The 13,467-nt window shown below is 72.1% G+C and carries 13 protein-coding genes and 1 pseudogene; 10 read left to right on the forward strand and 4 right to left on the reverse strand.

From position 1 onward, the window contains the following. Positions 1–4: 4 nt before the first annotated feature. Positions 5–436, reverse strand: a complete 432-nt coding sequence (locus AB0B86_RS03695) for a hypothetical protein (RefSeq protein WP_357415133.1) — start codon at positions 434–436, stop codon at positions 5–7. A 347-nt stretch (positions 437–783) separates the two neighbouring features. Between AB0B86_RS03695 and ssd the strand changes: the two genes are divergently transcribed. The 7 genes and pseudogenes from ssd to AB0B86_RS03730 all read left to right on the forward strand — a co-directional run bounded on the left by ssd (position 784) and on the right by AB0B86_RS03730 (position 6,049). Then, positions 784–1,887 (forward strand): septum site-determining protein Ssd, encoded by a 1,104-nt coding sequence (gene ssd / locus AB0B86_RS03700; protein ID WP_357415135.1) that lies wholly within the window; start codon positions 784–786, stop codon positions 1,885–1,887. Then, positions 1,884–3,095 (forward strand): TadA family conjugal transfer-associated ATPase, encoded by a 1,212-nt coding sequence (locus AB0B86_RS03705; RefSeq protein ID WP_357415137.1) that lies wholly within the window; start codon positions 1,884–1,886, stop codon positions 3,093–3,095. The genes ssd and AB0B86_RS03705 overlap by 4 nt, the downstream gene beginning before the upstream one ends. Positions 3,096–3,811: 716 nt before the next feature. Further along, positions 3,812–4,387, forward strand: a pseudogene (locus tag AB0B86_RS03710) (hypothetical protein); the annotation flags it as partial. Then, positions 4,384–5,025, forward strand: a complete 642-nt coding sequence (locus AB0B86_RS03715) for a type II secretion system F family protein (protein ID WP_357415139.1) — start codon at positions 4,384–4,386, stop codon at positions 5,023–5,025. The pseudogene AB0B86_RS03710 and the gene AB0B86_RS03715, both read left to right, overlap by 4 nt. Positions 5,026–5,047: 22 nt before the next feature. Then, a complete protein-coding gene (locus tag AB0B86_RS03720) occupies positions 5,048–5,215 on the forward strand; it encodes a DUF4244 domain-containing protein (protein ID WP_081883916.1) in 168 nt (55 codons plus the stop codon). A 122-nt stretch (positions 5,216–5,337) separates the two neighbouring features. Next, the gene (locus AB0B86_RS03725; protein WP_357404913.1) at positions 5,338–5,652 is read left to right on the forward strand and encodes a TadE family type IV pilus minor pilin; all 315 of its coding nucleotides are present in this window, start codon (positions 5,338–5,340) and stop codon (positions 5,650–5,652) included. A 1-nt stretch (position 5,653) separates the two neighbouring features. After that, positions 5,654–6,049 carry an Rv3654c family TadE-like protein gene (locus tag AB0B86_RS03730; RefSeq protein ID WP_357404556.1) on the forward strand — a complete coding sequence of 132 codons (396 nt, stop codon included), beginning with the start codon at positions 5,654–5,656 and terminating at the stop codon, positions 6,047–6,049. A gap of 290 nt (positions 6,050–6,339) precedes the next feature. Here AB0B86_RS03730 and AB0B86_RS03735 read toward each other — a convergent pair whose 3' ends face one another. The 3 genes from AB0B86_RS03735 to AB0B86_RS03745 form a co-directional block, all read right to left on the reverse strand. Beyond that, on the reverse strand, positions 6,340–6,918 hold the full coding sequence (locus AB0B86_RS03735; protein ID WP_357404554.1) for a hypothetical protein: 579 nt from the start codon (positions 6,916–6,918) through the stop codon (positions 6,340–6,342). 127 nt (positions 6,919–7,045) lie between these two features. Then, complete coding sequence (locus AB0B86_RS03740) at positions 7,046–7,255, reverse strand: hypothetical protein (protein ID WP_357404552.1); 210 nt, start codon at positions 7,253–7,255, stop codon at positions 7,046–7,048. A gap of 98 nt (positions 7,256–7,353) precedes the next feature. Next, complete coding sequence (locus tag AB0B86_RS03745) at positions 7,354–9,828, reverse strand: DEAD/DEAH box helicase (RefSeq protein ID WP_357415141.1); 2,475 nt, start codon at positions 9,826–9,828, stop codon at positions 7,354–7,356. Between the two features lie 140 nt (positions 9,829–9,968). Between AB0B86_RS03745 and AB0B86_RS03750 the strand changes: the two genes are divergently transcribed. The 3 genes from AB0B86_RS03750 (at position 9,969) to AB0B86_RS03760 (ending at position 13,434) form a co-directional block, all read left to right on the forward strand. Then, the gene (locus AB0B86_RS03750; RefSeq protein WP_357404550.1) at positions 9,969–10,325 is read left to right on the forward strand and encodes an STAS domain-containing protein; all 357 of its coding nucleotides are present in this window, start codon (positions 9,969–9,971) and stop codon (positions 10,323–10,325) included. After that, positions 10,322–10,759, forward strand: coding sequence for an ATP-binding protein (locus tag AB0B86_RS03755; RefSeq protein ID WP_030334228.1), 438 nt, complete (start codon positions 10,322–10,324; stop codon positions 10,757–10,759). The genes AB0B86_RS03750 and AB0B86_RS03755 overlap by 4 nt, the downstream gene beginning before the upstream one ends. A gap of 314 nt (positions 10,760–11,073) precedes the next feature. Next, complete coding sequence (locus AB0B86_RS03760; protein ID WP_357415143.1) at positions 11,074–13,434, forward strand: sodium-translocating pyrophosphatase; 2,361 nt, start codon at positions 11,074–11,076, stop codon at positions 13,432–13,434. Positions 13,435–13,467 lie beyond the last annotated feature (33 nt).

The raw sequence follows: 13,467 nt of genomic DNA on the forward strand, positions 1-13,467 counted from the left end.
GCGCCTACGGATTGTTCAGGGAATCGAGGTTCACGTGCTCGCCAAACGGTTCGATCGATCCATCCCAACCATTCCAACCCTGTTGGGTGATCTGCCCGTTGGCGTAGGTGTATGACCAACGGGCACCATCCTCACCCTCGATGTCGACGGTTCCCGAGTGAACGAACGGCGCGATCGCCACGTAGAAGGCAGTGGCCTGGTTCGACCATTTTGGGTCGCCCGCGTCGTCGAACCCGAACTCGAGCCAGTCTCCGTCGCGGATGATCGAGGCGCTGGCCTCGTCCGCCAGGTCGGTAACCGTGCCAACCGGCGGAACCGTGTCCGGGTTGTACCAACCAACTCGTTCGGCCATGGCGGCCTGGGCGGCGGCGGCCGCGGCGGCATCGTCCGACTCCGGGAGGTGCAGGCGACCTGAAGGGTTTACTGCGTATCCCACGACGGGGATCCTACAACGATCGATGCCCACCACGGTGGGGGAGTGGGTTCGTCCAGGCCGCGCGCCAGGAGGCCGACCGCGACCGCTGGAACATCGCACGTGACCCGCGCCGTCGACCGACCAACTTGCCTGACCGTCGACAGTGGGACCGCTCCCGGGAGAAGCGGTCCCGTTGCCGAGCAACTCGTGGCGAGGCGGACCGGCCGAGCGCGTAGCAGATCAACTGTCGCCGCGGGCGTTGTCCACAGCCCGCCTGGTTGTCCACAGATCGGCGCGGTCGGGCAGCTTGCCGGGCGGTTTCCGAGCATGGTCGGCGGCATACCAGAGCCCGATCGCTGGAGGCCGCGATGCCATCCCGTACCTCGGTTCCGCCGACCCGCCGGCTTCCGCTGGTGGTCACCGGCGACGACGAACTGCTCGATGACCTGCTCCGACTCGCCGCCGCCGGCGGGACCGAGGTGGACCTGGCCCGCGACCCGGCCGCCGCCCGTACCCGCTGGCAGCCCGCTCCGCTGGTGTTGCTCGGCGCCGACCAGGCGCAGTCGTGTCTGCGTGCCCGGTTACCGCAGCGGTCCCGGCTGGTGCTGGTCGGCCGCGTCGGCCAGCTCGACCCCGGCTGGCAGGTCGCCGAGCTGATCGGGGCCGAGCACGTCGCCATGCTGCCCACCGCGGAGCCGTGGCTGGTGGATCGGTTCGCCGAGCAGGGTCCGGACCGCCCGGACGGCGTCGGCGCCCGGATCGTCGCGGTGCTCGGCGGCCGAGGCGGTGCCGGGGCGAGCGTGCTTGCCGGCGGCCTCGCCGTGACCGCCGCTCGGGCCCGGCTGCGCACGCTGCTTGTCGACGCGGACCCGCTCGGGGGTGGCCTCGACCTGGTGCTCGGCTGGGAGCAGTTGGAAGGGCTGCGCTGGCCGTCGCTCACCGGCGCCGACGGGCGGGTGGACGCCCCGGCGTTGGTGCGGGCACTGCCCAACCGGGGGGATCTGGTGGTGCTCTCCTGGGACCGCGGCGAGATGTTGGCGCTGCCAGCGGCGGCGATGGCGGCGACCGTCGACGCCGCCCGGCGGGGTCGGGACTTCGTGGTGGCCGACGTGCCACGGCAGTTGGACGACGCCGCAGTTGTCGCGTTGCAGGCGGCGGACCAGGCGTTCGTCGTCGTCCCCGCCGAGTTGCGTGCCACAGCGGCGGCCGCTCGGGTGGTGGCCGCGGCCGCCCCGCACTGCGCCGCGCTCTCGGTGGTGGTGCGCGGGCCCGCCCCGGGACGACTACGTGCCACCGAGGTGGCACGGGCTCTTGGCCTCCCGCTGGCAGGCACGTTGCGCCCCGAGCCGGGGCTGTGCCGCGGGCTGGAACGGGGCGAGGCGCCAGCCGCCGCAGGGAAAGGCCCGCTGGCCGCGCTCTGCCAGCGGATCGTCGCCGACCTGACAGGCGTCCCGGCGACGGGTGCGGCATGACCGGCCGGTCGCAGGACGGCACCCTCGCCGCCCGAGTGCGGCAGCGGATCGCCGCGGCCACCACCCCGGTCACGGCGGCGTCGATCGTCTCCGCGGTACGGGCCGAACCAACCACTGCGGTGCTCGGCGACAACGCCGTGCTGCGGATAGCCGACCGGGTGCACGACGATCTCGTCGGTGCCGGGCCGTTGGCCCCACTGCTCGCCGACCCAGAGGTCACCGACGTCCTCGTCAACGGGACCCGGGTGTGGGTGGATCGTGGTTCGGGGTTGCAACAGGTCGCGGTGCCGTTCGGCTCGATCGAGGACGTTCGCCGGTTGGCGCAGCGTCTGATCGCCAGCGCCGGCCGGCGGCTCGACGACGGCTCCCCGTACGCGGACGCCCGGCTCCCCGACGGCACCCGACTGCACGCCGTGCTGCCGCCGGTGGCGACCGAGGGCCCCTACCTGTCCCTGCGGACCTTCCGACACCGGCCGTTCAGCCTCGACGAACTGGTCCGCCACGGGACCGTGCCGCGACCGGTGGCACCGCTGCTCGCCGCCGTCGTGGCCGCCCGCCTGGCGTACCTGGTCACCGGGGGCACCGGGTCGGGCAAGACGACACTGCTCAACACGCTGTTGGGGATGGTGCCAGCCACCGAGCGGATAGTGCTTGTGGAAGACGCGGCCGAGCTGCGTCCGGGGCATCCGCACGTGGTCGGGCTTCAGGCGCGTACCGCGAATGTGGAGGGATCGGGCGCGGTCAGCCTCGGCGACCTGGTCCGGCAGGCGTTGCGGATGCGCCCGGACCGCCTGGTGGTGGGGGAGTGCCGGGGCGGCGAGGTGGTCGACCTGCTCGCGGCGCTCAACACCGGCCACGACGGGGGCGCCGGCACCCTGCACGCCAACTCGCCGTCCGACGTGCCGGCTCGGCTGGAGGCGCTGGGCATGCTGGGTGGGCTGCCGCGCGCCGCGCTGCACGCCCAGGTGGCCGCCGCGTTGCAGGTGCTGTTCCAGGTACGCCGTTCTGACCGGGGACGCGTCCTGGAGTCGGTCTGCCTGCTGCTGCCCGATGGGCCGGAACGGTTGGTGACAGTGGTGCCCGCCTGGGTACGCGGCGGGGGTCTCGGGTTGGCCGCCCGCGCGCTGGGGGCGTTGCTCCGGGAGCGCGGGGTGGCGGTGCCGCCGATCCTCAGCGAACCGTGGCCCGGGTCGGCAGGTCCGGCATGACCGGCGCCACGATGCTGGTGGCAGCACTGTTGCTGGTCGCCGCGGCCCTGGTGGCGTGGCCCGTACGCAGCATCCGAGCCCGTCGGCGTCGGGTGTTGACGACGGCTCGGGGGAGCGGGGTCGGGGATCCCGACGAGGCCCTGGTGGAGTGGGTCCGGGAACTCGGCCGTACGCCGGACGGGCTGGTCGACGGGCCTGGTGACTCACCGACGCCGGGTGGCTCGGTCGCTGCTTCAGGCCGGGCGCGGACCACGGCGGGCTGGACTGGGAGGTCGACCGCGCTCGGCTGGCCCAGCCGGGAGGCCACCGGCGGCGCGGGCGGGCCTGGGGCCAGGGGCGGATCGGTGCGTTATGCCCGTCCGGTAGGCCCGACACGCCCGCCGACCCGTCGGGACCCCCGACGTCCGGCCGGGAGCACCGGGCAGGAGGCCCGGGTCCCGGACGTCGCTGGACAGGGTGGCACATCCGTGGCCGCGATGACGATCTGCGGCGGCGATGAGGCGGTGGACCGTCGCGACGACGCTTCGGACGCGCTGCTGACCGCCGGGTGTGCCGACCTGGCAACCGATCCGGGCGACCGATCCGGAGCGGCCACGGCTGAGGGCCGTGCAGGTGTCGTGCACCGGGCCGACCAGCTCGTCGGATCGACCGATGCCCCGACCGTGGGTGCGTGGCGGCGGATTCCACTGTCGTCGACGCGGGTCCTGCCGCTGGTGGGGATGCTGGCAGCTGGTGCCGGTGCGGTGCTCGGCGGCCCGGTCGCAGCGGTCGCGTCTGGCGGGTACGCCGTACTTGCCGCACGGGCGATGGTGCGCTGGCGTGTGAACCGGGGTGCCGAGCGTCGAAGGCGACGTGGGCTGGACCAACTGTGTGGCCTTGCGGCCGACCTCCGGGCCGGCCTGCCCGTGCCGCACGCGATCGAGGCCGCCACCGACGGGCGGGACGGGTCCGACCGGCTGCGTCAGCTGACGGCGGCCGCGGTGCGGCTGGCCGATCGGACCGGCGCGCCACTCGCGGAACTCGTCGAGCGGATCGAGGCCGACGCGCGGGCGACCGACCGAGGGCTGGCCGCCGCGGCGGCCCAGGCGGCCGGCGCCCGGGCCACGGCCTGGTTGTTGGCCGCGTTGCCGGTGGGCGGGATCGGGCTGGGGTACGGAATCGGCGTCGACCCGGTGGCGGTGCTGCTGCACAGCGGTGTCGGCGGTGTCTGTGCCGTCGTCGCGGTCGCCTTGCAGGTCGTGGGCCTTCTCTGGACGGAGCGGCTGGGCGCGGCGCCGGGGCGGGCCGGATGATGTCGCGGAGTCCAACGAGCCCACGCGGACCAGCCGGTGGGCGGCGGCCGGACGCGATCCGCCTCGCCGCAGCGCTGGGCGGGCTGGCCGTGGCCGTGGTCGCCGAGGGTTGGCTGGGGCTGCTCGGTGCGGTCCCGACCGCGGTGCTGCTTGATTTTCTCCTGCGCCGGATCGAGTCACCGGGCGTGCGCAAGCGGCGGCTTCAGGAAGCCGCCGACCTGCCGCTCGCTGTCGACCTGCTGGCCGCCGCGATGCGGGCGGGCGCTCCGGTGGATCGCTCGGTGCTGGCCGTCGCCGAGGCTCTGGACGGACCACTCGCCGTGCGGCTGGCCCGGGCCGGCCGCACGATGCTGCTCGGCGGTGGTCCGGCGGAGGCGTGGTCCGCGCTGGACGCGGTGCCCGGTGCTGAGCGGTTGACCGCTGCGGCGTTGCGCTCGTCGAACAGCGGCGCAGCCCTGGCCGGTGCACTGACCCGGCTCGCCGACGACCTACGTGCCGACCGGGCGACCGCTGCCGAGGCGTCAGCCCGTCGGGCGGGTGTGCTCATCGTCCTGCCGCTGGGGCTCTGCTTCCTGCCGGCGTTCATTCTCGCTGGCCTGGTGCCGGTGATCGTCGCCGTTCTCGGCGACGTGCTCTGACCCATCGAGAAGGGAAACAGTAATGCGCAAACTCATCGCCCGCCTGCGTGGCGACGCCGGAATGAACACGGCGGAGTACGCCGTCGGCACACTCGCGGCGGTTGCCTTCGCCGGGATCCTGTTGAAGGTGCTGACCTCCGGCAACGTTCAGTCGGCGCTGACCGCCGTCATCGACCGGGCGCTGAAGTGATCGGGCGCCGGCAGGCTGGCCCCGATCGGAGGCGCGGCGATCCCGGGCGAGCGCGCGGCGGGCGCAGAACCCGCACCGTCGGGTGGGTCGCCGACGGCGAACGCGGGTCGTTCACCGCCGAACTGGCGGCTGGCCTGCCGGCGCTGCTCCTGCTCCTGCTGGCTGGACTCGCCGCCGTCAATGCCGTGAGTGCCCAGGCCGGCTGCCTGCACGCGGCCCGGGAAGCGGCGCTGGCCACCGCCCGTGGCGCGGACGGCGGAGCCGAAGGTGAGCGCGCGGCACCCCCGGGGGCGGAGGTGTCGGTGTCCGTGGACGGCAACCGGGTGCGGACGACGGTACGCGCGCCCGTCCGGGCGCTTGGCGGCCGGCTTCCCCGGATCACAGTGGTCGCCACCGCGGTCGCGGCGGTGGAACCTGGCGTTGCTGAGCGGAGTTGAGATGCGACGGACTCTCGGCCCGGACTCCGAACGGCTCGACGACGCCCCGCCGGACGCGCAGCGCGGCGGGGCAACCATCCTGGTGCTGGCGACCGGGCTGGTCTTTCTGCTGGTCGGCACGTTCGGCGCCGCCATCGCCGCGACTTGGTTGGCGGGTCAGCGGGCGGCGGTGGCAGCCGATCTTGGCGCGCTGGCGGGAGCCGCCCACCCGTTCGACGGCGAGGCGACGGCCTGCGCGTTCGCTGCCGACATCGCCAGCCGCAACGCCGGCCGGACGGTCGGCTGTCGCCTTGACGGACTGGACGTGCTGGTGACGGTCGAGGTGGTGTTCACCCCACTCCCCGGACTGACCCGGGTCGCCACATCGACGGCCCGCGCCGGACCGGTACGCGGTTGACCGACATCATCAGGGTCTACTCGGGGTCGATGCCAAGCATTCGGCGGACCCGCCGGAAGATCGCCGGGTCGGGGCCGAGCATTCCGTGGGCACGCCGGAAGATCGCCGGGTCGGGCGCGCGGCTGGGCGGCTGCTGCCGTTCACACAGGGCTCGCGCCAGGTGTCGGGTCGGCGGGGCCGGCCGCTCGACGAACCGGCGAACGTCGCGGTATCCGCCGACAGCCTGCTGGCCGGGACCAGGCTGAGGCCTCGTCCCGGTCAGCGGCCGGGCAGTGGGTGAGCCGAAGGTGTCAGCGAGCCTGGAGCGCGTCGAGGGCGACGGCCATGGCGATGACCAGGCGACGGTCGATCTGGGGGTGCTGCACCTCGACGATGTACTTGTCCCGCAGCCCCCACTTCTTGACCACGGTGAAGACCGGCTGGCCGCCGGCGGTGAAGTCGAAGTGGTACGGCAGCCACGACAGCGAGTCGACAAACCGGCGTAGCAGTGCCACCGGCATGCTGCGTTCCTGGCCGGTGACCTGCGGCAGGCCGGCCTGCTCGACGTGCCACGTCGACCGGAGCAGGGACTGGGCGAAGTCCTTGCGGAACAAACCGATCGCGTTGCCGGCCGCGTCGGTGACGTCGTACGTGGCGCCGAGGTCGATGCGCTGGCGGGCCTTGAAGCCGAGCAGGGGCTGCTGCTTCGAGTCGTCTGTGTAGATCGTCACCTGTTCCTTGAAGGCGAGGCGCTTCTGCTGCGCGAACGCGATCAGCTCACCCTCGGTGCCGTCCGGGGCGACCGTCCGGACCTCGTACTGGTTGACCATCATGCGCAGTCGCTGACGGACATAGAACTGCTGCTGGTTCTGCAAATTGTCGAACTGCATCTGAGCTCCTCAGGGGTTTGGTCCGCCGGAGTCTCGCACAGCCCAACAACTGTCGTGCTCCCCTGCCATCGGCGATCGCAAGACGCTGGGTAGCCGTCGGCGGGTGTCAGACCAGCGGGGGGATGGATCAGCGCCCGTCGGTGGTGGTGGCGGCGCGCAGCGCCCAGGTGTTGAAGACCTGGTGGATGACGCGCAGCCGTTCGTTGATCTGCTCCAGCCGTTCGGCCTGAGCCAGGTTGGCCAGCGCGGAACCGAGCGCGATCTGCTGGTCGAGGGTGAGTTGATCCTGGTCGATGCTGTAGAGCAGGTCGACGGTCTCGGCGATGGTGTCGGCCACGGCTTCTCCTCGGGCACGGCGGGGCAATCAGCAAGAGAGAGATCGATGGAAGCGCTCCCACACATTGTGCCCAGTGTCAGGCCGGTTCATGCAACCGCTCATTCGGGCAGGTTCGCCAGCACCACGTCGAGCACCCGGATCGCGTCCGGCTTGGAGAGGGGGTTGTTGCCGTTGCCGCACTTCGGCGACTGCACGCAGGACGGGCAACCGGTCTCGCAACCGCACTCGGCGATCGCGTCCCGAGTGGCCCGCAACCACGCCGACGCCGTCCCGTACGCCCGCTCGGCGAAACCCGCGCCACCCGGGTGCCCGTCGTAGACGAACACGGTAGGCGCCTCGGTGTCCGGGTGTACGGCTGTGGAGAGCCCACCGATGTCCCACCTGTCGCAGGTGGCCATCAGCGGCAGCAGACCGATCGCGGCGTGTTCGGCGGCATGCAGCGCACCAGGCACGTCGGCGGGCTGGACCCCGGCAAGAGCCAACGACTGCGGCGACAGGGTGAACCAGACCGCCACCGTCCGCAGTTCCCGGGTGGGCAGGTCGAGTGGTCGGGTGTCGATCACCTCGCCGGTGGCGATCCGTCGCCGCTGGTAGGACACGACCTGACTGGTCACGTCCACCTCGCCGAGGAACATGCCGACCGGCCCGGCGTCCACGTAGGAACGTACCGACACCACTGACAGGTCGGTGACGTCGCGGGCGTGGGTGGACCAGTCCGGCTCCTCGGCGTGCACGAGTGCGCAGCCGTCGGCGAGGTCGAGGTCATCGACCACGTACGAGACGCCCTGGTGCAGGTAGACCGCGCCACGGTGCAGCAGGAAGTGCGCGGAGCTGCCGTCGACAGTGCCGAGCAGCCGGCCGGTCGACGACTCCACAACGCAGACCGGGGCGCCACCCTCTCCGCGCAGGTCCACCTCGGGCCGCTCGCGATGCCGCCAGTACCAGCCGGTGGGCCGCTGCCGCAGCGCCCCGGCCTCCACCAGCTGGTCAACGGCCTCCTTCGCGCCGTCACCGAAGAGCACCAGGTCGGCCGGGGTGAGTGGCGCCTCGACGGCGGCGCAGGCGAGCTGCGGCGCCAGCACGTACGGGTTTGCCGGGTCGAGCACCGTCGCCTCCACCGGGGCACCGAAGATCGCCTCCGGGTGGTGCACCAGGTAGGTGTCGAGTGGGTCGTCCCGGGCCACCAGCACGGCGAGGGCTTCCTGTCCGGAACGCCCGGCGCGGCCCGCCTGCTGCCACAGTGACGCCCGGGTGCCCGGGTAGCCGCAGATCAGCACCGCGTCCAGCCCGACCAGGTCCACGCCCAGCTCAAGCGCGTTTGTGGAGGCCAGGCCGAGCAGGTCGCCGTGCAGCAGCGCCCGCTCCAGCTCCCGTCGCTCCTCGCGCAGGTAGCCGCCCCGGTAGGCGGCCACCCGGTCGCCGAGCCCCGGCACCGCGTCGTCGAGCGACCGGCGCGCGTTTGCCGCCACGACCTCGGCGCCCTTGCGGGAGCGGACGAACGCGAGGGTGCGTACCCCCTCGGCGACCGTGTCGGCGAGCAGGTCGGCGGTCTCGCGCAGCGCCGACCGGCGGACCTGCCGAAGGTCGTCGTGGTCGCCGGTGGCCTGCGGGGGTGCGGGCGGCGCGGTGCCGTCGCCGGTGGCCGGTGGGGGCACCGGAGGTGTGGAGGCAGGGGGTGCGGAGCCCGGCTCGGGTGGCAGCAGCGGCGGCTCCCAGAGCGCGAAGGTCACCCCGCCGCGCGGCGACGCGTCCTCGGTGACCGCCGTCACCGGCAGGCCGGTAAGCCGTCCGGCCGCGGTCGCCGGGTCGCCGGAGGTCGCCGAGGCGAGGACGAAGACCGGGGTGGCCCCGAACCGGGCGCACTGCCTGCGGAGCCGACGCAGTACGTGCGCCACGTGCGAGCCGAACACGCCACGGTAGGTGTGGCACTCGTCGATCACCACGTACGCGAGGCGGCGCAGGAAACCGGACCACTGGGCGTGGCCGGGCAGGATGCCGTGGTGCAGCATGTCGGGGTTTGTCAGCACGAACCGGGAGTGCCGGCGGACCCACTCCCGTTCGGCGCGCGGAGTGTCCCCGTCGTAGCAGGCGGGGCGTACCCCTGGCAGTTCCAGCGCGGCGACGACCCGCAGCTGGTCGGCGGAGAGCGCCTTCGTCGGTGCCAGGTAGAGCACTGTGGCCCGGGGGTCGGCGAGCAGGGTGGCAAGCGCCGGGAGCTGGTACGCCAGTGACTTGCCGGACGCGGTGCCGGTGGCGACGATCACGTGTTGACCCTCGTGCGCCAGGTCGGCCGCCGCGGCCTGGTGCTGCCAGGGTGCTGCCACTCCGCGGCTGGTGAACGCCGCGCGCAGTTCCTCCGGTGCCCACGACGGCCAGGGGGCGGGCACCCCGGCGCGGGCCGGCACCCGCTCGACGTGGGTGACCGGATCGCCGACGCCCCGGGCCCGGAGCCGGCGCAGCAGGTCGGCCGGCGCTGGCCCAGGGCCGCGAGCAGCGGATACGGTGGCCGCGGGCGACGACTCCGGGTCATGGAGCGGCGGGTGGTGCGCCGCGCCGAAGTCGTTGGAGGTCACGCCCTGCACTCTCGCACTGGTGTTCGGAGATGAAAAGTCGGGCCGGGGGGTAAGGGGAAGCCTCCGCTGGCGTCCGCAGGCCGCACCGGCGGTAGTGGTTAGATGCCCACGAGAGTTTACGGCTCTGGCGAGGAGGACCGATGGAGCTGTCGCTGGCGACCCGCACCGAGGGTGAGCACACGGTGCTCGAGGTCGGTGGTGAGGTGGACGTCTACACCGCGCCCCGGCTCCGCGAACGACTCCTCGAGTTGATCGACGGTGGCGCCCGGCACGTGGTCGTCGATCTCGACCGGGTGGATTTCCTCGACTCCACCGGTTTGGGCGTGCTGGTCGGCGCGCTCAAGCGGCTCCGCTCGGCCGGCGGCTCGTTCGCCCTGGTCTGTGACAAGGAACCGCTGCTCAAGATCTTCCGGATCACCGCACTGGACCAGGTGTTCCCGTTGCACCCGACGGTCGACGCGGCGATCAGCGCCGACCCGGCGGGCGCCGGCGCGTGATGGCGACCGTCAAGCTCTCGTTCTCCCCCGCTCCGGTGCACGTGCGCACCGCCCGGCTGGTCGGTGTCGCCGTCGCGCGGCGGGCCGGGGTCCGGGAGGACCTGCTGGACGAGGTACGCCTGGCCATCGGTGAGGCATGCACCCGTGCGGTGGCACTGCACCGGCAGTACGGCCTGGCCGACCCGGTGCTCGTGGAGATGTCCGACGGTGGTTCGTACGCGGTGCGGGTGGTGGACCGGGCGCCGATCGAGGCTGGCATCGGCCTGACCGCGCTGCCCCCGGACGAGTTGGCGAACGAGTCGCTCACCGATGAGGCGCTGACCACCGGCGTCGGGTTCGCGCTGCTCGCCGGTTTCGTCGAGGACCTCCAGGTGCGCCCGGTCGACGAGGGCATCGGCACCGAGGTACGGATGGTGTGGCCGGTCGGCCGCTGAACCGAATCGTTTCGTGGGCCGCATCCCGGTGGGGGTGCGGCCCTTTCGTTCATGGACCGTGCCCTATATCAGATTTGGATTCATAACACAGCGACGAAGATCATCGCGACACGGTGGCACCTGCGTGTGACCTCCAACACTGTGGAGGGCTACAGTACCCGGGTTGTCAGCAAGTGATCCATCCCGCAGCCAGCGGGTATGGGTGGTCATCGCTGGTCCGCTGGGGTTGGCGCTCGCTTGCGAAGTCCGCATCCAGGCGTCGGTCGGTGCGTCTCCACTCACCGGCGCGAGTGTTCGGTAACAGGAGGACACAGATGTCCGAGACCTTGGCCGCCGACGGCGGCGGGCTTTCCCTTACCGGAAGCAATGTCACCTACGTCGTCATCGCCGCGGTTGTCGCGCTGGTGGCGCTCGGTTTCGCTGCCGCCCTGACGAAAACGGTGCTGGCCGCCGGCAAGGGCACCACCAACATGCAGGAGATCTCGGGGGCGGTCCAGGAGGGCGCCTCGGCCTACCTGCTCCGTCAGTTCCGCACCCTGGCGATCTTCGTCGTCATCGCCGTGGTGCTGCTCTTCCTGCTGCCGGTGCACGACACCGACGGCAGTGAGGTAGCGGTGAAGCTCGGCCGCTCCCTCTTCTTCGTGGTGGGCGCCCTGTTCAGCGCATTCATCGGCGGAGCGGGCATGTGGTTGGCCACCCGCGCCAACCTGCGCGTCGCCGCCGCCGCGAGGGAACGGGAAGGTGGCCGCGAGGCGGCCATGAAGATCGCCTTCCGGACCGGTGGCGTCGTCGGCTTCTTCACCGTCGGCCTCGGCCTCTTCGGTGCCGCGCTCGTCGTCCTGGTCTACCGGGGTGACGCGCCGACAGTGCTGGAGGGCTTCGGCTTCGGCGCCGCGCTGCTCGCGATGTTCATGCGGGTCGGCGGCGGCATCTTCACCAAGGCCGCCGACGTCGGCGCCGACCTGGTCGGCAAGGTCGAGCAGGGCATCCCCGAGGACGACCCGCGCAACGCCGCCACCATCGCCGACAACGTGGGCGACAACGTCGGTGACTGCGCCGGCATGGCCGCCGACCTGTTCGAGTCGTACGCGGTGACGCTTGTCGCGGCGCTGATCCTCGGCCGCGCCGCGTTCGGCGAGGAGGGCCTGGTCTTCCCGCTGATCATCTCCACCATCGGCGTGCTGATCGCGATCGTCGGTGTCTTCATCACCCGGTTGCGCGCCTCCGACCGTAACGCCCTGAGCGCGATCAACCGGGCCTTCTACATCTCGGCGGTGCTCTCCGCGGTGCTGGTGGCGATCGCCGCCTACGCCTACCTCCCGGCGACGTTCGACGAGTTCGACGGCGGGCTCACCGACGCGCCCGGCAACCCTCGACTGGTAGCCATCGGCGCGGTGGTGATCGGCATCGTGCTGGCCGCCGCGATCCAGGCGCTTACCGGCTACTTCACCGAAACCAACAGGCGACCGGTGCAGGACATCGGCAAGAGTTCGCAGACCGGCGCGGCGACCGTGATCCTGGCCGGCATCAGCATCGGCCTGGAGTCGGCCGTCTACTCGGCGCTGCTCATCGGCGCCGGTGTCTTCGGCGCGTTCCTCCTCGGCGGCAGCTCCATCACGCTGTCGCTGTTCGCGGTGGCGCTGGCCGGCACCGGCCTGCTCACCACTGTCGGCGTGATCGTCGCGATGGACACGTTCGGGCCGATCTCCGACAACGCCCAGGGCATCGCCGAGATGTCCGGCGACATCGACGAGCACGGCGCCCGGACGCTCACCGAGCTGGACGCGGTTGGCAACACCACCAAGGCGATCACCAAGGGCATCGCGATCGCCACGGCGGTGCTCGCCGCGACCGCGCTGTTCGGCTCGTACACCGACTCGCTGAAGGCCGCGTACGGGGACGCGAAGGTGGGCAACGTCGAGGCGGAGATCCTCAACGCGCTCAACGTGGCGAACCCGCGCAACCTGGTCGGTCTGATCATCGGCGCGGCGGTGGTCTTCCTCTTCTCCGGGTTGGCCATCAACGCGGTGTCCCGCTCCGCCGGCGCCGTCGTGATGGAGGTCCGCCGGCAGTTCCGTGAGCTGCCCGGCATCATGGACCGCACCCAGCGCCCGGAGTACGGCAAGGTCGTCGACATCTGCACCCGGGACGCCCAGCGCGAGCTGATGACCCCCGGCCTGCTGGCCATCCTGGCGCCGATCGCTGTCGGCTTCGGCCTCGGGCCCGGCGCGCTCGCCGCGTACCTGGCCGGGGCGATCGGGGCGGGCACCCTGATGGCGGTCTTCCTGGCCAACTCCGGTGGCGCGTGGGACAACGCCAAGAAGCTTGTCGAGGACGGCGCGTACGGCGGCAAGGGCTCCGAGTCGCACGCCGCGACGGTCATCGGCGACACCGTCGGTGACCCGTTCAAGGACACCGCCGGCCCGGCGATCAACCCGCTGATCAAGGTGATGAACCTGGTCTCGCTGCTGATCGCGCCCGCCGTGGTGGCGTACAGCGTCGGCGATGACCGCAACGTCGGCGTGCGGGTCGGCATCGCGCTGGTCGCGACGCTGATCATCGTGGCGTCTGTGTTGTTCAGCAAGCGTAAGGGCATCGCGATGTCCGACTCCGACGCCGATGGCAGCACCGGCGCGGGCAGCACCGACCACCGGCCGGAGACGGTCAACGCCTGACCCGGCACCGGCACCGGGTCCCCGGTCGACGTC

It is taken from the genome of Micromonospora sp. NPDC049047 (assembly GCF_040649135.1).
Taxonomy (GTDB): Bacteria; Actinomycetota; Actinomycetes; order Mycobacteriales; family Micromonosporaceae; genus Micromonospora.

What these genes read in the sequence shown, in the direction of transcription:
- ssd (WP_357415135.1), top strand. Translation starts at nt 784, where the DNA reads ATGCCATCCCGTACCTCGGTTCCGCCGACCCGCCGGCTTCCGCTGGTG.
- AB0B86_RS03705 (WP_357415137.1), top strand. Translation starts at nt 1,884, where the DNA reads ATGACCGGCCGGTCGCAGGACGGCACCCTCGCCGCCCGAGTGCGGCAG.
- AB0B86_RS03715 (WP_357415139.1), top strand. Translation starts at nt 4,384, where the DNA reads ATGATGTCGCGGAGTCCAACGAGCCCACGCGGACCAGCCGGTGGGCGG.
- AB0B86_RS03720 (WP_081883916.1), top strand. Translation starts at nt 5,048, where the DNA reads ATGCGCAAACTCATCGCCCGCCTGCGTGGCGACGCCGGAATGAACACG.
- AB0B86_RS03730 (WP_357404556.1), top strand. Translation starts at nt 5,654, where the DNA reads ATGCGACGGACTCTCGGCCCGGACTCCGAACGGCTCGACGACGCCCCG.
- AB0B86_RS03735 (WP_357404554.1), bottom strand. Translation starts at nt 6,918, where the DNA reads ATGCAGTTCGACAATTTGCAGAACCAGCAGCAGTTCTATGTCCGTCAG.
- AB0B86_RS03750 (WP_357404550.1), top strand. Translation starts at nt 9,969, where the DNA reads ATGGAGCTGTCGCTGGCGACCCGCACCGAGGGTGAGCACACGGTGCTC.
- AB0B86_RS03760 (WP_357415143.1), top strand. Translation starts at nt 11,074, where the DNA reads ATGTCCGAGACCTTGGCCGCCGACGGCGGCGGGCTTTCCCTTACCGGA.